The sequence below is a fragment of the Caldicellulosiruptor hydrothermalis 108 genome (assembly GCF_000166355.1).
In the GTDB taxonomy this organism is placed as follows: Bacteria; Bacillota; Thermoanaerobacteria; order Caldicellulosiruptorales; family Caldicellulosiruptoraceae; genus Caldicellulosiruptor; species Caldicellulosiruptor hydrothermalis.
The window spans coordinates 2583755-2600683 of record NC_014652.1; the positions used below are offsets into that span (position 1 = coordinate 2583755).

14 protein-coding genes and 2 pseudogenes are annotated in these 16929 nt (G+C 35.3%); 4 read left to right on the top strand and 12 right to left on the bottom strand.

The annotated features are described in order from the left end of the window. Positions 1 to 10: 10 nt before the first annotated feature. A complete protein-coding gene (locus CALHY_RS12490) occupies positions 11 to 664 on the top strand; it encodes an MjaI family restriction endonuclease (protein WP_013404302.1) in 654 nt (217 codons plus the stop codon). Positions 665 to 712: 48 nt separating this feature from the next. Here CALHY_RS12490 and CALHY_RS12495 read toward each other — a convergent pair whose 3' ends face one another. Continuing rightward, a complete protein-coding gene (locus CALHY_RS12495) occupies positions 713 to 1000 on the bottom strand; it encodes an SHOCT domain-containing protein (protein ID WP_013404303.1) in 288 nt (95 codons plus the stop codon). 231 nt (positions 1001 to 1231) lie between these two features. Between CALHY_RS12495 and CALHY_RS12500 the strand changes: the two genes are divergently transcribed. Next, positions 1232 to 3313: an ArnT family glycosyltransferase gene (locus CALHY_RS12500; protein ID WP_013404304.1), complete on the top strand. Its 2082-nt coding sequence runs from the start codon at positions 1232 to 1234 to the stop codon at positions 3311 to 3313. Positions 3314 to 3589: 276 nt separating this feature from the next. Here CALHY_RS12500 and CALHY_RS12505 read toward each other — a convergent pair whose 3' ends face one another. Beyond that, on the bottom strand, positions 3590 to 4882 hold the full coding sequence (locus CALHY_RS12505) for an IS110 family RNA-guided transposase (RefSeq protein WP_013402778.1): 1293 nt from the start codon (positions 4880 to 4882) through the stop codon (positions 3590 to 3592). Positions 4883 to 5385: 503 nt separating this feature from the next. Between CALHY_RS12505 and CALHY_RS12510 the strand changes: the two genes are divergently transcribed. Continuing rightward, positions 5386 to 6558, top strand: a complete 1173-nt coding sequence (locus CALHY_RS12510; protein WP_013404305.1) for a hypothetical protein — start codon at positions 5386 to 5388, stop codon at positions 6556 to 6558. A gap of 110 nt (positions 6559 to 6668) precedes the next feature. Here the strand turns inward: CALHY_RS12510 and CALHY_RS12515 are convergent, their stop codons facing one another. The 3 genes and pseudogenes from CALHY_RS12515 to CALHY_RS12520 form a co-directional block, all read right to left on the bottom strand. Further along, the gene (locus CALHY_RS12515) at positions 6669 to 6887 is read right to left on the bottom strand and encodes a hypothetical protein (protein ID WP_013404306.1); all 219 of its coding nucleotides are present in this window, start codon (positions 6885 to 6887) and stop codon (positions 6669 to 6671) included. A 22-nt stretch (positions 6888 to 6909) separates the two neighbouring features. Next, positions 6910 to 7053, bottom strand: a pseudogene (locus tag CALHY_RS13475) (zinc ribbon domain-containing protein); the annotation flags it as partial. Positions 7054 to 7180: 127 nt separating this feature from the next. After that, the gene (locus CALHY_RS12520) at positions 7181 to 8110 is read right to left on the bottom strand and encodes a hypothetical protein (protein ID WP_013404307.1); all 930 of its coding nucleotides are present in this window, start codon (positions 8108 to 8110) and stop codon (positions 7181 to 7183) included. Between the two features lie 176 nt (positions 8111 to 8286). Between CALHY_RS12520 and CALHY_RS13480 the strand changes: the two are divergent. After that, positions 8287 to 9721 (top strand): annotated as a pseudogene (locus CALHY_RS13480) (ISNCY-like element ISCahy1 family transposase). 388 nt (positions 9722 to 10109) lie between these two features. Here the strand turns inward: CALHY_RS13480 and CALHY_RS12530 are convergent. The 7 genes from CALHY_RS12530 to CALHY_RS12560 all read right to left on the bottom strand — a co-directional run bounded on the left by CALHY_RS12530 (position 10110) and on the right by CALHY_RS12560 (position 16863). Beyond that, the gene (locus CALHY_RS12530) at positions 10110 to 11075 is read right to left on the bottom strand and encodes an acetylxylan esterase (RefSeq protein ID WP_013404308.1); all 966 of its coding nucleotides are present in this window, start codon (positions 11073 to 11075) and stop codon (positions 10110 to 10112) included. Between the two features lie 210 nt (positions 11076 to 11285). Continuing rightward, positions 11286 to 12977, bottom strand: coding sequence for a phosphoenolpyruvate--protein phosphotransferase (gene ptsP, locus CALHY_RS12535; protein WP_013404309.1), 1692 nt, complete (start codon positions 12975 to 12977; stop codon positions 11286 to 11288). Then, the gene (locus CALHY_RS12540; protein WP_013404310.1) at positions 12970 to 13230 is read right to left on the bottom strand and encodes an HPr family phosphocarrier protein; all 261 of its coding nucleotides are present in this window, start codon (positions 13228 to 13230) and stop codon (positions 12970 to 12972) included. The genes ptsP and CALHY_RS12540 overlap by 8 nt, the downstream gene beginning before the upstream one ends. Positions 13231 to 13309: 79 nt before the next feature. Then, positions 13310 to 14674 carry a PTS fructose transporter subunit IIC gene (locus CALHY_RS12545; RefSeq protein WP_013404311.1) on the bottom strand — a complete coding sequence of 455 codons (1365 nt, stop codon included), beginning with the start codon at positions 14672 to 14674 and terminating at the stop codon, positions 13310 to 13312. Between the two features lie 21 nt (positions 14675 to 14695). Beyond that, positions 14696 to 15145 (bottom strand): PTS sugar transporter subunit IIA, encoded by a 450-nt coding sequence (locus tag CALHY_RS12550; protein ID WP_013404312.1) that lies wholly within the window; start codon positions 15143 to 15145, stop codon positions 14696 to 14698. After that, positions 15136 to 16083 carry a 1-phosphofructokinase gene (gene pfkB / locus CALHY_RS12555; protein WP_013404313.1) on the bottom strand — a complete coding sequence of 316 codons (948 nt, stop codon included), beginning with the start codon at positions 16081 to 16083 and terminating at the stop codon, positions 15136 to 15138. Before pfkB ends, CALHY_RS12550 begins: the two co-directional genes overlap by 10 nt. A gap of 27 nt (positions 16084 to 16110) precedes the next feature. Then, complete coding sequence (locus CALHY_RS12560) at positions 16111 to 16863, bottom strand: DeoR/GlpR family DNA-binding transcription regulator (RefSeq protein WP_041723222.1); 753 nt, start codon at positions 16861 to 16863, stop codon at positions 16111 to 16113. Between the last annotated feature and the right edge of the window lie 66 nt (positions 16864 to 16929).

A 16929-nucleotide genomic window follows, 5' to 3' on the forward strand; every position in this document is an offset into this window, starting at 1 on the left:
GATCTTAAACATGGCAACTAATAGATGGGGATTAAACAAAAAAGATAAAGTAGGTCCTGTTGCTAAATGGATTAGAGAAACAGCGCCTAAAAATCTCGAAGAGTGGGAAAAGGCTTATCTAAGGCTTGTAGAAGAAAACATCTTAAAACCCCAAAATTTAGAATTTTCTGATGCTGAAGAATATCTTAAAGAGCTTGGTAGAAAACTGTATGTTAAAATAACTGAAGTTATTCAGGCTGAAATTGACGATGTCACTGAAGAAGACTGCATAAATTATATAAAGCAATTAGTAATAAACCGCACTTTTCAAGGGTATATCACTGAAAAAGAAACCATCTACGGGAAAATAGAAAGATTGCTGAATTTAAAAATTCACCCTGCTCCAGATGAATGGGATAGATTATATAATGTAGACTTTTATATTCAAATAAACAACAAGTACATTGGAATACAAATAAAACCCATTACTTATGAACATATGCCTCAAATACATAATTGGATAGAATGGCTTTCGCAAACACACAAAAAGTTTTCAGAAGAATTTGGTGGAAAAGTATTTGTTATATTTTCTATCACAAATGAAGACGGCAAAAAAGAGATATACAATGAAAATGAAATAATAGAGCAAATTAAGCAAGAAATAGAAAGATTAAAACAAACATAAAAAACTGAAGAGGCTGTCTAAAAAATGAAGTGACAGCCTCTTTTTTATTTATCTTTCCACTTTATTATTTAACAACAGTTTTTTCTTTCTTTCATACTCCTCTTCAGTTATCTCACCATTTGCAAATCGCATATTTAAAATCTTAAGCGCTTCGTCTTCTGGTGAGGAAGATTGCAAACCATTTTTCTTAGTCTGCATATACAATTGGCTAAATTTGTTAATAGCATAAATTATTATAACAACTAATACTATCAAAAATAAAATACCCACAAGCCAACCTCCTATCATATGAAATCCCCAAAGACCATCAAAGTCTCTATACATATATTTCATCATCTGTTTTCACCTCCAATTTGGAATTGCTTGCATTATTCATTATAGCAGCCGACTATGAATTAAGTGTAAGCAATTTGTAAAGAATGTGTAAAGTTTTTAAATGAAATATCTTGAAATCTTTTGAGACTTCAGAATCTATATTTACAAATTGTTAAAGATTTATTCATTCATTTTTTATTTTCTCTTGTTATTATTAAAGATACAAAACTTACTTTTGGGAGGTCATATTTGGTGATAGAAAAAGTTTTAATATTGAAAAAAAGAATTCTAAAATGGAGCAGTGAAAATTTATCTGTTTATGTTTCAATTACCGTTGGACTTTTTTTGTATCTTTTTAGGATTTCAAAAGAAGGATATGCAAATGAGTATTATGCAGCAGCAGTGAAGAGCATGATGCAGAGTTTTAAAAACTTCTTTTTTGTATCATTTGACCCGGCTGGATTTGTAACAGTCGACAAGCCTCCGCTTGGTTTTTGGATTCAAACAATATTTTGTTTGATATTTGGCTACAGCGGACTTTCACTGCTTTTACCCCAAATAATCGCAGCCATTTTGAGTATCCTCTTGGTATACATAATTGTGGAAAAATATTTTGGGAAAACCTCAGCTTTTTTGAGTTCACTTTTTCTCGCAACAACTCCAATATATACAGCCATTGCACGAAACAATACCATCGACATGCTGATGATTTTCTCATGCATTGTGGCAATCTTTTTTGCTCTAAAGGCAATTGAAAAGTCAAGTTTTAAATATCTTCTCATAAGCGTCTTTATCGTGGGACTTGGCTTTAATATAAAAATGCTTCAGGCATGGATAGTAGCACCAGGAATTTTCTTGGCATATCTTATCTTTGCAGATAAGAAAATCTTAAAAAGATTTGTCAACTTAGCAGCCGCACTGCTGGTGTTTTTAGTAAGTTCTCTTTGGTGGTGCATAGCAGTAGACCTAACACCACAGGATAAAAGGCCCTATGTTGGAAGTTCACAGACAAACTCTGCTTTAGAGCTTGCCTTTTCGTACAACGGAATCCAAAGATTTTTGCCATCAAGTGGAAATATTACATCCATAATAAATTCAATCTTGGGCAAAAATTCCGCTCAAACCTATAATAATTCTTCATTCGGATTTGGTGGGTTTTCTTCTTTTCAGAACATAAATCCAATGGGTGCAAGAGAAGGTGGAGAACCGGGGATTTTAAGACTATTTAATATCAACATGGCAGGTCAGATTTCCTGGGTTTTAATTGCCTCCATACTTGCATTAGCTATCTTGACCTTCGCAAGTATCAGGATTGGCAGGAAAAGCAAAACCATCGGAGCATTTACAGTAATCTGGGGTACGTGGTTCTTGCTTCTGGCAGTATACTTTAGCTTTACACGCGGACTTTTTCATATATACTACCTTGCAACAATGGCACCTTCTGCATCTGTTTTGGCAGGAATTGGTTTGGGAATCTTTTTTGATAAAACATCTTTTGTTGGAAAGCTTGCAAAGGTAGCTGCTGTAATCTTTTACATTTTAACATCTGCATATCAGCTTTGGACAATTTACAGATATGAGGACTCTACAAGATGGTGGCCTGCCTTTGCATTGTTGTTTTTACTGGTAACAATCTTTGTTGCAGCTGCGTTTATGTTTAAAGATAAAAAAGTTTTAAGGAATTTGGCAATTTCACTTGTTGCAATCTCTTTAAGTATAATGCCATTTTATTGGTCACTCACTTGCAGTTTATATCAAATAAATGCAGTAATACCTTCTGCAGGAAATCCCCAGGTAAGAACATCTGGGTTTGGTCCAAACTTTGGACAAGCCCAAGATTTTCAATTGCCTGGTCCAAGGGACAACTTTGACCAAGGCAGGAGATTTGATGGTCTGCCACCGTCAAACTTTAACACCCAGGCTGATAGCCAAACTGCTCAAGATCATAACAATTCTCGGGATAGAGGTTTTGGATTTTCCCAAAACTCCTCAGATGAGCTTATAAACTGGCTTTTGAAAAATAACACAGGAGAAAAGTATATCTTAGCAGTTACAAGAGCAACCGAAGCTGCACCTATTATAATCAAAACAGGTAAGGCTGTTATGGCAATGGGCGGATTTTCTGGAAATGACCCTATTTTGACAGTTGAAAAGCTTAAAAAGATGGTCAAAAATGGTGAAGTTAAGTATTTTCAAATAGGTGGTATGGGTGGTTTTAGAGGAGGTTTTGGACTTAGCAGTTCTTCTGACATATATTCATGGATTTTGGAAAATGGAGAACTTGTAAATAGTCAATATAATATCTACATGGTAGACAAAGGTAAAATCAAGTGATAAGTATTTTTCTCTGGCGTATTAATCTGTTATTTCAAAAAATTATTGACAGTAGAAGATTTTTTGGATATACTTAGCATATATTTAATTTCTAAAAATACACGAGACCAGCTAATTAAAGTCAAGAGTTTTTTAAAAAATTTTTGATAACATTTTATGGTAGAAAATTCTTTTAAAAGGGTATAAGAAAGTAAGCCATCCATTAGAAGTTGACATAACATATGGAGGCTGAGCACATATTATGGTTAACTAATGTTTCATTAATAAAACAACTATTTATACGCAATAAACAGCAGTGTTATTAAAGCATCTTCGAATATGTTCCTCAGGAGTTCTAAGTTCAAAAGGTTTTTTATCACGCATAACAGCAAAGATGATACAAATAATTTTTCTCATAACAGCGCCTAATGCAACTTTTTTAGGCTTTTGTTGGCATTTTTTCTGATAGTATTCGAATAGCACAGGATTACAAGGCTTAGAATCTCTTTTGGTTCTGATATTAGCAAGAGCAATTGTAAATAAGATTCTTCGCAAGATTTTAGAGCCACGTTTAGACATTTTGTTTTTTGTGCCGACAAATTGCCCGGATTGATTTACGGAAGGATCAATGCCAAAGAAGGCAACAAGTTTATTGGGTTTTGAAAATTTTTCGAAATCACCTATTTCAGCAAGGATAGTTGCAGCGGATAGAAAACCTATGCCGGGGATAGATTGAAGAAGGTTAATATTTTCGGATATAGAAGGCTGAGTCTGTGAAGACTGCTGAACAAGTTGATTTATGGATTCAAAAATTTTGTCGATGTTTTGCTGTAAAGTTAAGACCATGTTAATATAGACTTTAAGCATAGTAACATTTGCCAAGTTGGAGATAGAAAAAGACTTAAATTCTTTAGCTTTTGCAATGAGTAGTTCGTATTTTTCTTTAGCCCATTGGTAGCTTTTTTTAGAAGTTTGCTGAATGATGGAAATAAGTTTTTCGGTGTCAGCGCCCAAGATATCGTTTGGAGTGGGGTAGTTTTCAAGTATAGCCAAAGATGTTTTAGAGCAAATGTCAGGGAAGACCTCTTTGAAATTGAGCATAATTTGGTCGACGACAGAAGTAAGTCTATATTTGTAAGAGGTTAACTCATCGCTGAGGTTGTAATACTGACGGCATAGGTTTTTCAAGCAGTCAAGGATTTCAGATGAAGGTTGTGCTGTAGTAGAGTTAGTAAGTCTGAAAGTTAAGGCAATCCACAGGGCATCAATTTTATCATTTTTTACTTTTCTAACTCCCGCATTTTTGATAGAATTAGATTGGATGGGGTTGATAATTGCAACATCCCAGCCATTAGAAGTAAAGAAGCGGGAGAGGATTTTGTGGTAATGCCCTGTGGCTTCCATGACGATGGTAGGGCGAGCCGCGAAATCCTCTTCAACTTTTTTAAGGATTTCGATAGCCCTATCAAAGTCAGAGGGATTGTTGTGATGGATAGTCAAGCGAGCGATTATTTCATTTGTAGGAGAGATAACCACCATTTCGCTGAAATATTTAGAGACATCAATCCCGGCAATAGGTTTTAAGTTCATGGCGTAAGACCTCCTCGTAAGTAGTTTTAAAATTGAATTAGGGCATGAGTTTTCCATTCCGAGCGAAGGTAAGTATACAACCTTGCAAGTGATACGAGGAACCAGCTTTAATTAGGTTTTAAGCTGGCCTCAACCAGCCAAATAGTTTAGACTTACCTGGAATGGAATAATAGTCTCGTTTGCGGGTAAGCGGGATTTAAAAATCCGCACCCAGGGGGGTAAGGACATTAAATTCCATGCCCAGATAGAAAGAATTATATCAAAGTTAGCAAGGCTGGCAAGAGGCCAGCGTTAAAGATAGTGTTTAAAAAGTGGCTAAAGATTAGAAGCCACAAGCAGCGAGAAGTGATTTTGCGCTGCTTTCCTCTCAAAGAGGATGGATTAGAAATGTTATTTTAGTCGATGCGTCTTAAAATCTTATGTTAACCGAAACTTTGGTTGTTATTTTATTGGAATTTTTTTGATGTGTCTTACGAAAATAATTATACAAGGGGGTAATTTTTTTGAAACTAAAGAGAGCAATAAAGCTGCTCATCACATTTGTAGTTGCTTTAAGTTTTGTGATTTCTTCTGTTGCATATTCTCAAACAAATTCTGCGCTACTGCTCAAAGCGGGAATTGCTTATCTGCAGGCACAAAACGCAAAAACGGTTGATGAAGAGATAAGAATTGACCTCAGACTCTCTGCAGGCAAAAATGCAACAGCAGAGGATAAGAAATTGGAAGAGTTTTTGAAGAAAATGTATATAAAAGCAAGAGTTGTAGCAGATGTTTACAACTATGAAACTAATATGGTACTAAGTTTGTATTACGATAACAAACAATTCTTAAGTGGTTCTGTTTACGTCAACAAAGAATTGGCTGTTTACAACTTCCCACAAATTTATTCAAAACCATTATATGTAAAATTCAGTGATACTTACAAGAATATGCCCATTCAGATTGATGTCGAGAAATATACAAAGTTGTTTGATGTAAGATCTAATAAACAGCTTCAAGAACTGGTGGCAAGCTATGCTGCGGTTCTTATGCCTAAACTTGCAGCTGCTGTTAAGTCTTCTGACAAAAAAGTGGAAGTTGTCTTCAGTGATGGTAAAAAACAGAGCTGTAGCGAAGTCATTTTTGAATTTAACAAAAACTCAAGCTTAGAAATTGTAAAAGCGATTTTAACAAAAGCAGCAAATGACGCTAAAACAAAAGAGTTTATACTTCAAGTTTTAAAACTAATACTTGAAGATTCCAAAGAAATTCTTCAGACACAGATGTTAGCTGAAGGAGAAGGACTAAACGCTGAGGATTTAGATGTAAGTGAAATCTTAAATCAGGTAAACCAAAACTACACTCAAGCTGTTAACAGTGCTATTTATGCCATTGATGAAGTAAAGCCGCAGATTCCACCTTTTACTCTTCAGTACAGAATGATGATAGACGATAAGAATAACTTAAAAGGTGAAAGATTATACTTTTACTTAAAAGACTCCAATGATTTTAAGATTATGTTTGACATAAAAGGTGTTATAAATTCTTTGAATGCAAATATTAAGGTGCCCAAAATCGATATATCAAAAGGCGCTGATATGTCAAAGCTGACTAATAAAGATTTTGAAACTATGCAGAAGAATTTAGAAAATATATTTAAAAAGCTGGGCTTACCAGTAGAAGGAATAAAGATGTAACGCAATTCAATATATTTTTATAGAAAAATTTAAGGAGCTGCCAAAGTTTTGAAAAACAGCTCCTTTTTTTGTTTATTTTTTTTGGCTAGACTTTTGACTTTTAAAGCTTATTATAATCTTTTATATGGTTGTCTTATAACATTATTATCTAAATCACTAGCAACATTTGACATTTCAAATCTTAAGAGCCATAAAACTATATCAAGCAGCACAGAACCTGCCAAAAGAATAGGTTTATATTCTTTTGGTAACAAGGCGTGAACAAATCCTAATCCAATACCAATTGCAATATACATCAAATATTTTGAGCCAGAGCCTTTTTTATCCATCCCTTTTTCCTTAATGTCATTCGTATAATCCTCTGTATTTCCTGTTGCTTTTCCTTACTATTCCACATCTGCTGCATGTCTGTGAGGTATAGCTCTCATCCACTTCTACATACTCTATACCACAGTTACTGCACTTTGTTCCAAGTTTCATCTTGAACTTCTCAAATGTTCTTAACTATTATCATTCTCTTCACTCAAATAGTTCAGTTATAAAAGAATATTAAGAAGAGGTTATCTAAAATGTGTTTGTTAGATAACCCCTTAGCTGAATAAAACAATAATATTTTTCATGTTTAACCTATTACATACTCATCAGTGTTGTAAGTTTGACCATCTTGATGGTTCACACCCTTATTATAGCTATTTAGAATATTATATGGTAGATATTGCAACACTATAAAGTAAGGTACTGCTATAAGGTAAAAAACAAATCCTGCCAAACTTAAAATAACAAAGAGTGCACTCTCTTGAGAAGTCTCTGTTTTAAATAATGCATCAACAATATAAAGTGGTATTTGGAAAACTGCTGATACAAAAATACTATACACAAAAGCTGCTATTACAAATCCCATTTTTCCCTTTGTAAGCTTTAAGCTCTCTCTAATACTTTCTAAAACTCCTATATCCTTATCCACCAACGCTGCATTGGCAAACATTAACCTTAATAACAGGTAAACACCTAATACCACTCCAACAATTCCAATTATAATCAAAACAAGGCGTGCTAAATTATTGACAGCGTCGGTACTGAAAGCTATACACACAATACCTAAAAAAAGTACTGGCCCAACTATAAGTGTTAATAACAATCCCAAACCAACTATTTTCAAACCCATCATGAGATTTTTTTCTTTTATTCCTGCAAAGTAAATACCAAAAGGATTTTTATATATATCCCTTTCTCTTGTAATTTTAATAAAGGTCTTTACAAGTGGATATTGGATAAAAGCTAATACTAACAATGCCCACATTATAAAAAGTAGAACCATCAAAATTATATAGAAAATAAATCTGCTACTTAAAAAAGGAAAAATATCCTTATCATTTAATAAAGCTGCAGTAGACATATCCACACCCATCAACATAGCCAATAAAATGCCAAGTATTAGTAAAATAACGACTGCCAGAATAACAAGAATAAATGATATAACCAATAGACCAAATATGTATCCATAGTATCTTTTTGTGAAGAAAAATGAGTCTTTCAAGAAATCTTTAAACATCTCAAACTTCCTCCTTTTCCCTGTGAAATAAATTTATATATAGCCTTTTGCAAAAACGCTCAAGATGAGCGTTATCAAGCTTTACATAGAATCAAAAAAGACTGGTCACCCTCCTCATAATTGTAGTAAAATATGATTATATAAAACAAATTTTCTACTATGAGGAGGGTTCCAAAATGTTCAACACCAAACCTAAACAACTTTCTTTCACTAGACCTATTCTCCCACCTAAAGGCTTCGGCTCTCTACAAGCCTGAAAGCCTCTTGGGCTTGTTCAATAAATTCATTGACTTGTCACATTATATACCTTCTTCTTTCTACAATGCCTACTACAAATATTTCGGTAAGCATAGATACTTTTCTTTAGAATCTATGCTTTGTTGCTTCCTCGTCCAAAAATTGCTCAAACTCAATACTTTAACTCAGCTTCGTGCTGTCTTACTCAACTCATTCGAACTTCGCTCATTTTGTAATCTTCATGGCAATGTCCCTTCTATCTCTACTCTCTCTCGCTTTAGAAAAATATTTGCAAGTGAAATCCATAAACTTTTTCAAAATATCTCTATCCATGCACATAATATTTCCATCCAACAATGCCCTCAAGATTCTTCAATCTTAATCTTCGACACAACAGGTATTGTCCCAAAGGTTCGTGAAAACAATCCTAAATTCATTCATCTACTGCTGAAAAATACCTCAAAAGCTAACCCTGAACTTCCCTCTGAAAAAGTCTACTCTCTCGTTTATTCTTCTTTGCCTAAAACTGCTAACGCTAATTCTAACATCCGTCTTATGTTTGTAAATGGCCATTTCTGCTGGGCTTTAAAATTTGCAGTCATTACCAACGCTCTCGGTATCCCTTTAGCTTTAGTACCTCTGTTTAACTATGATTCCCCCTCCTCTGACCCACAAGAAGCAAAAGCTATCCTCCGACTACTAAAGGTTTAATTCCTTCGCTCGAAACTTTATTCTCCTATATCCCCAAAAATTTCTCCACTTTCATCGCCGACAGTGCTTTGGATTCCCACAACATATACTCCACTTTAAAAATACCTTTAACTTCTCCAAAATCGTTATTCCACTAAATACAAGAGCTTACTAAAAATACTACACCTACATCAGACCCCAATATCGTTATTTCTGAAGATGGTATCCCTATCTGACAAAAAGTTCAACAAACCTTTTAAACCCGAAGGCAAATGTCAGGGTAAAAATCGCTCTTTGCGCCTTAAATGGACTTGCCCTATGTCACAATACAAAGATGGCAAACGCATCTGCTCTTGCCCTCAGCCTTGTACTACCTCTAAATCGGGTAGAATGTTCTATACATACCCAGATAACTTTCGCTCTTTCCCAGGTATCAACAGAAATTCACAAGAGTTTTTTGACCTCTACAAAAAACGTGTCGCTGTAGAGCAGACTATTTACCACCTGAAATCCTACATGGGCTCTGATACTATCTCTACTTATGACCATATTTCTATTTTCTCTGATTTCTTGCTATCTGCCATTACTTTCTCGCTCTTGTTTATTCTCGCTCACAATATCAAACTCTATTGCTCTAAATTGACTATCAAAAAACTTAACAAGCTCAAAAAACTTATCGCTTAATACTACTATTTTTTAAATCTATTTCTTACAAAAAATTTCTGGTTTTGTTTTTACTTAACCTTCTAAAACAAGGAGTTAAGAAGGCTTAGGATATTATTGTCTTTTTTGAAGTTGTTAATTTTTGTCATATGTTTGTTGCTGATTATTTTTGTTGGTATTGATAATATTTGGTTTTCACTTCTCTTTTCTTTTTGTATCTTGATTGTATTTCATGTTAGTATTGGTGCCTTTTACCTTCAATCACCACCTATTTTGCAAACGCCTACCTGTGAAATAAATTTATATATTTTAAAATACCACATTTTGATTATATTGAAAACAAAAAGGCTAAAGCATTTTTTGGTATTGCTTTAGCCTTGCTAATACAAAATCCTATTTTTCAGTTTTTTTATTTTAACATCTCCATAAGATACATAAATATCTTGTCATTTAAGTAGAAAATCTGTTCATGTCCAAAGTCAGGGTAGATGAGCATTTGTTTTTTGGACTGTATTTTATTGTAGGCAGCAAACTGTGTAGATGGTGGGCAGATTGTGTCCATAAGACCTGTCACCATCAAAACCTCTGCTCTTATCCACTTTGCAAGGTGCTGAACATCTATGTAGCCAAGCTTTGTAAATATCTCATCTTCTCTTTCATGAAGAGGGTCTCTAAATCTGAAATATGTTCTTATTTCTTCATAAGCATCTTTTGCTAAATCCATCTCCCAAACTCTCTTGTAGTCACAAAGAAAAGGATAAACAGACACAACCCTTGAAATATAAGGAGATAGAGCTGCACAGGCAAGAGCAAGCCCGCCACCTTGAGAATACCCTAATGCTGCAATTCTTTTTTCATCTACTTCTGGCATGTTAGCTATTATCTTTGCAAGCTCAGCTGTATCTAAGAAAATCTGCCTGTATAAAAGCTGGTCTTTATCATCATCAAGTCCCCTTATTATATGTCCTTGAACCGTGTTGCCCTTCACACCACCAACATCTTCTGAATAACCATTTTGTCCTCTTACATCCATTGCAGCAACTATGAAACCTGCAGCAACAAGTCCAAATTTGTCACTCCAGTCGCCAGAATACCATTTGTATCCATGAAACATCAAAATTGCAGGGCACGGCTTTTCTATTTTCTTAGGTTTTATAAGCTGAACCCTTATCCTTGCTCCTTTTACTCCGGTAAAATACATATTAAAACACTCAGCATATGGAGCTTCTACTGACTCTTCTTTGACAATCTCTACATTGGGTTCAACCTCATCCATCTCTTTTAACGCTCTTTGCCAGTACTCATCAAAGTCTGGCGGACACGGATTTGTCCCCATATACGTTTTTAACTTTTCAAGCGGCATTTCAAAAACCATATAAGTTCACTCCTTTTTGATATTTGTATATACGAAGAAAATACGTAATATATTATCTTACAAAGTAAAAAAAATGTGATAGGGATTATATCTCATTTTTTCAATATTTGTCTCATTTATTTTCTTATGTTAAATTGTATTCCCAAAACAAAAAGCAGGACTGTTTTTTCACTTTAGCTTTTTCAAATCCAGCCCTGCTATTTTTTTATTTTACTGCCAATTCAAAAGCTCTCTTACACGAAGGTTTTCTTCCTCAAACCTTGTTTGTAAAATTTTCTTCTTTACATTTAATATCTTAGAAGGATTTACGCTTAGCTCATCAACACCAAGCCCTATCAAAACGGAAACAAATTCCTGGTTTGATGCAATCTCTCCGCACACCCCAACCTCTATGCCTCTTTTGTGAGCATTTTCAACTGTCATCTTAATAAGTCTCAAAATCGCCGGGTGCAAAGGATTGTACAGGTACGACACTTTATCATTTGTCCTGTCAATTGCAAGGGTGTACTGGATAAGGTCATTTGTCCCTATGCTAAAAAAGTCAACTTCTTTAGCCAAAATATCTGAGATAACTGCTGCAGCAGGAGTTTCTATCATTATACCAATTTCGATGTTTTGTGAGTAGCTAATATTTTCTTTTTTGAGCTCTTCTTTGGCTTCCTGGATAATCCATTTTGCCTGATACACTTCATCAATACAGGTTATCATAGGAAACATTATTTTGAGTTTTCCATAAATAGATGCTCTTAAAAGCGCCCTCAGCTGAGTTTTAAAAAGCTCTTTATTTCCTAAGCAGAGCCTGATAGCTCTGTACCCCAAAAAAGGATTTTCTTCTTTATCTATATTCAAATATGAAATATTCTTGTCTCCCCCGACATCCAAAGTTCTTATAATAACCGGCTTGCCTTCCATCTTTTCAAGTACAGTTTTATAAACTTCAAACTGTTCATCTTCTGATGGTGGCTGGCTTCTATCCATGAACAAAAACTCTGTTCTGAAAAGCCCAATTCCTTCTGCTCCATTTTTCAGGGCAGCGTCAATCTCTTCTATATGCGCAATATTTGCAAACAGTTTTATCCTTTTCCCATCTTGTGTCTTGGACTCAACATACAAAAAGCTTTTTAACTCTTCTTTTCTCTTATTTTCTTCCACAAGCTTCTTTTCATACTCCTTTATTAAATCCTCTTCAGGATTCACATAGACAAACCCCTCATAGCCATCTACAATCAAAAAATCTCCATCTTTTATTTTATTGATTATATCTTCTACACCAACAACTGCAGGAATTTCGTATGTTCTTGCAATTATTGCTGTATGAGAAGTTTTGCCACCTTTCTCTGTGACAAATCCCCGCACATTTTGTTTATTTATTTGGGCTATTTGTGAAGGGGTAAGGTCATGAGCAACCAAAATACTGTCCTCAGGAAGATTTTTTAGATCTATTTGTTCTTCTCCATTCAAAATTCTAATTAGTCTCAAAGCTACATCTTTTATATCATTTGCCCTCTCTCTCATATATTCATCTTCTAAACTCAAAAGAATATTTTCAAAAAACCTTGCCGACTCATCAATGGCAAACTCAGCATTAATCCCTTCTTCTATCTTTTCCTTTACCATATTTAAAAATTCTGGGTCATCAAGGATTAAAAGATGGGCATCAAAAATCATTGCGTTTTTTTCGCCCATACTTTCCTGACTTTCAGCTTTTATCTTCCTTATCTGTTCTTTTGCTTTTTCTATGCTATCCAAAAAGCGTCTCAGCTCAGCACCAGTATCCTCTATTTTTGTCTTTTTGACTGTATATTCACTTTCTTTGATTACAACTGCTCTTCCTAATCCAATCCCTTCTGAGACAGGAATGCCTTTTATCACCACACTATTTACCCCCATCAACTTACTCATTTAGATTCTCTAACAAATCCACTAAACGTTTTAAAGCCTTATCTTCATCTTCGCCTACAACTTTGAGAATAATCTCATCACCTTTTTTAGCACCAATTGCCAAAATGTTTAAAATACTTTTTGCATTTACTTCCTTCCCGTCTTTTATAATAAAAATATCACTTTTAAACTTCCCCGCTTCAGTCACAAATATGCTGGCAGGCCTTGCGTGAAGACCTGTTGGATTTTTTAAAACAACTTTAGCTTCAACCATTTAAAATCCTCCTCCGCCATATGATAAGTTTATTTGAAAGAAGAAAAGGCAGGCACTCACCTGCCTCGAAAGCTTCTTATCAAACCTTCTTTGGCTTTAAAACCGAAACTATAAGTGCTGTTACAACTGTTCCTATTGCAATAGCCACCGCATACAAGAGTAAATTTCCTACAGCGTTTGGTATCGGCAGTACAAATATCCCGCCATGTGGAACTGCCAAAGTACATTTGAACAAAATGCTCAGGGTCGAAGTTACTGCTGATCCAATCATAATAGATGGAATAACCCTCAGTGGATCTGCAGCAGCAAATGGAATAGCACCTTCAGTTATAAATGAAATCCCAAGGAAGAATGCCGCCTTTCCTGCTTCTCTTTCTTCTGTTGTAAATTTATCCTTTGCTATCAAGGTTGCAAGTGCCAAACCAAGTGGTGGTGTCATACCTGCTGCCATGACAGCTGCCATTATTGTTGAAGGCTGACCTGCCGCCAAAGTTGATACAGCAAATGTATATGCAGCTTTGTTGACAGGTCCACCCATATCAAACGCCATCATCAAACCCAAAATTATTCCAAGTAACACAGCGCTGCCACTGCTCATGCTCTTGAGCCATTCAGTCATTGCCTTATTTAAAGCTGCAACAGGTTCGCCTACAACATATATCATACCCAAACCAATAATCAATGTTGACAAAACAGGAAGTATCAATACCGGCATCAAACCTTCCATTGTCTTTGGTAGCTTTATGGTTTTCTTAAGCCATGCAACTAAATACCCGGCTGCAAACCCTGCAACAATGCCGCCCAAAAAACCTGCTCCAAGCTTATTTGCCAAAAGCCCACCTATCATTCCTGGTACAAGCCCAGGCCTGTCTGCAATCGAAAATGCAATAAAGCCAGCCAGTATTGGAACCATGAGATAAAATGCACTGCCACCGCCTATGTCCATGAGCGCTGCTGCAAGTGTTCCTTTTTTCTCAAAAGCTTTAATTCCAAACGCAAAGGATATTGCAATTAAAATACCACCTGCGACAACAAAAGGAATCATATAAGAAACACCTGTCATCAAATGCTTGTAAACACCAGTTGCCTTTTCTTTTGCTTCTTTCTTGGCTTCAAAGACCTTGTCAACATAGTCCTTCTTCTCCATGTTCATAGCCTTTGTAATAAGCCCTTTGGGATCTTTGATAGCATCCTTCACACTTGCTCGTACAATTGGAAGCCCTTGGAACCTGTCCTCATCAATCTTTGTGTCGCATGCAAGTATAACTGCATGTGCCTCTTTTAAATCTTCGGGTGTTATCTCATTTTCTGCACCGACAGATCCTCTTGTTTCGACCTTGATTTCAACCCCAAGCTCTTTTGCCGCCATCTGAAGTGCCTCTGCCGCCATGTATGTGTGGGCAATTCCAGTGGGGCAAGATGTGACAGCCACAATTTTTTTCATCTTCCCATTCCTCCTCATTTTTTATTTTTCTTCAAAAGCAGTTATGACATCTTCAAAAGACTTAGCATTATATAATTTTTTTCTCACATCTTCATGCATAAGTTTTCGTGATATAAAACTCAATACATGAAGATGTGTATCATCCGCATTTTCAGGAACTGCAATTAGAAAGAATATATATGCAGGCTCTCCATCCATAGAATCAAAATCTACCCCCTTTTTAGAAACACCAAAGGTAATACAAGGCTCTAAAACTGAACTATCTTTTCCATGAGGAATTGCAATGCCCATACCTATACCTGTTGAAAATTCTTCTTCACGTTTTGTAACTGCCTTTTTAAACTTTTCTTTATCAGATAGTTTTCCATCTTTATAGAGAAGATCTATAAGCTCGTCAATAACTGCTTCTTTTGTTTCTGCCTGCAGATCAAAACTCATTCTTGATGGTGAAAACAAAGCTTTTATATCCATTTTAATTCCCCCAGCCTTTCTAATTTTATTTTTTCTAAAAACCCCTCAATTTCATTTTTCTCAGGCGGTTTTACGCCTTCCTTTGAAACTTTTGCCGCTGCACAGGCTAAAGCAAGTTTGAAAATAGATACATCATCCATATTTTGCGAAAGCCCGTAAGAAATAGCTGCAACCATTGAATCGCCAGCACCTGTTGTGCTTTTTACTTTAACCTCAGCTGCCTTTGCAAACAGCTCCATGTTTTCTGTCACAAAAACTGCACCCTTTGACCCCATCGAAATCAAAACCTTTTTTATCCCATTTTCTATAAGTTTTTTTGCTGAACTTACAATAGAATTTAAATCATTTTCCTCGACATCAAAAAGACATTTAAATTCATGGATATTAGGCTTTATAACATCTGGCTTTTCTAAAACACCGCTCTCAAGCGCTTTCCCGTCGGCATCATATATAACCTTTGCGCCTTTTCGTTTTAGCATTCTTATAAGCTCTACATACACATCTTCATCTGTACCAGGTGGAAGGCTTCCTGAGAGCACAAAGATGTCATCAGTTTTTGCAATTCTATCTATCTTATCAAACAAAAGGTTTATGTCTTTCTTCTTCACTTCAAAACCATTTTGATTGAGGTCAGTATAAACTTTTTGTGCCGTCTCAACAATTTTGATATTTGTTCGTGTAAGACCATCTACAAAAATAAAGTCATAATCAATCTGCATGTTTTTTAAGTATTTCAAAAACCAGTCTTTATTGTCATTTCCTAAAAAACCAAGTGCAATTGATTTTCCGCCCAAGGATTTTATAACCTTTGAAACATTTATGCCTTTTCCACCTGCATCTATTAAACAATGGTTGCTTCTGTTTACTTGCCCTTTTTTTAGCTCATCGATATACACTGTCATATCTATTGCTGGATTTAGTGTGACTGTATAGATCAATTTGATCCCACCTTGAAATTTAAAGTTTTATGTTATGACCTTTACACCAAGTTTTTCATACTCAGCTCTTTGTCTGTCATCCATCTTATCAGTTATAATATAATCAAGCCTTTCCACAGGACATATGAGTGAAAAAGTAACCTGGCCAAATTTTGAACTGTCTGCAACCAAAAAAACCTCTTTTGCATTTTCTATCATTGCTCTTTTTATAGCAGCCTCAACATGGCTTGGCGTTGTCACTCCAAACTCTATCGACACTCCGTTTGCTGCCACAAAAGCTTTGTCAACCCTAAATTGCCTGAGAACGCTTTGTGTTATATCTCCAACAAGAGCTTTTGTCTTTGTCCTTATAACTCCTCCTGTCACAATCACTTCAAAATTATCATTGTTAGAAAGTTCGTATGCTATGTTTACTGAGTTAGTTATTACAGTTATATTTTTTGCATTTATGTTTCGTGCAATGTACTGGGTTGTTGTTCCAGAGTCAAGGATGAGGGTATCACCATCGTGAATAAAGCTTGCTGCAAGCTTGCCTATATACTCCTTTTCTTTTGCAAACTTGTCTTCTTTTTCTGCAAAAGAAGGCTCAAAAGAGGTAATAAAATTGTTGACCGCCCCACCATGAGTTCTTTTTATTATCCCCAGAGCTTCAAGCTCCGCCAAATCTCTTCTTATGGTAGACTCTGACACACCAAACAGCTTTGCAAGTTCTGAAACCTTGACACTTTGCCCACTTTTAATCATCTGAGCTATTTTACTTTTTCTTTCCTCTGCAAACATTTTATTCACCTTTCGTTTGTGCTCATTTTGGTGAATGAATTTAATCATTTATGCTCATTTATGATT

Bases quoted from the DNA above. Each gene is read 5' to 3' on its own strand.
- CALHY_RS12490 (WP_013404302.1), top strand. From the start codon at position 11: ATGGCAACTAATAGATGGGGATTAAACAAAAAAGATAAAGTAGGTCCT.
- CALHY_RS12495 (WP_013404303.1), bottom strand. From the start codon at position 1,000: ATGATGAAATATATGTATAGAGACTTTGATGGTCTTTGGGGATTTCAT.
- CALHY_RS12505 (WP_013402778.1), bottom strand. From the start codon at position 4,882: ATGAACTTAAAACCTATTGCCGGGATTGATGTCTCTAAATATTTCAGC.
- CALHY_RS12515 (WP_013404306.1), bottom strand. From the start codon at position 6,887: ATGGATAAAAAAGGCTCTGGCTCAAAATATTTGATGTATATTGCAATT.
- CALHY_RS12520 (WP_013404307.1), bottom strand. From the start codon at position 8,110: ATGTTTAAAGATTTCTTGAAAGACTCATTTTTCTTCACAAAAAGATAC.
- CALHY_RS12530 (WP_013404308.1), bottom strand. From the start codon at position 11,075: ATGGTTTTTGAAATGCCGCTTGAAAAGTTAAAAACGTATATGGGGACA.
- ptsP (WP_013404309.1), bottom strand. From the start codon at position 12,977: ATGAGTAAGTTGATGGGGGTAAATAGTGTGGTGATAAAAGGCATTCCT.
- CALHY_RS12540 (WP_013404310.1), bottom strand. From the start codon at position 13,230: ATGGTTGAAGCTAAAGTTGTTTTAAAAAATCCAACAGGTCTTCACGCA.
- CALHY_RS12545 (WP_013404311.1), bottom strand. From the start codon at position 14,674: ATGAAAAAAATTGTGGCTGTCACATCTTGCCCCACTGGAATTGCCCAC.
- CALHY_RS12550 (WP_013404312.1), bottom strand. From the start codon at position 15,145: ATGGATATAAAAGCTTTGTTTTCACCATCAAGAATGAGTTTTGATCTG.
- CALHY_RS12560 (WP_041723222.1), bottom strand. From the start codon at position 16,863: ATGTTTGCAGAGGAAAGAAAAAGTAAAATAGCTCAGATGATTAAAAGT.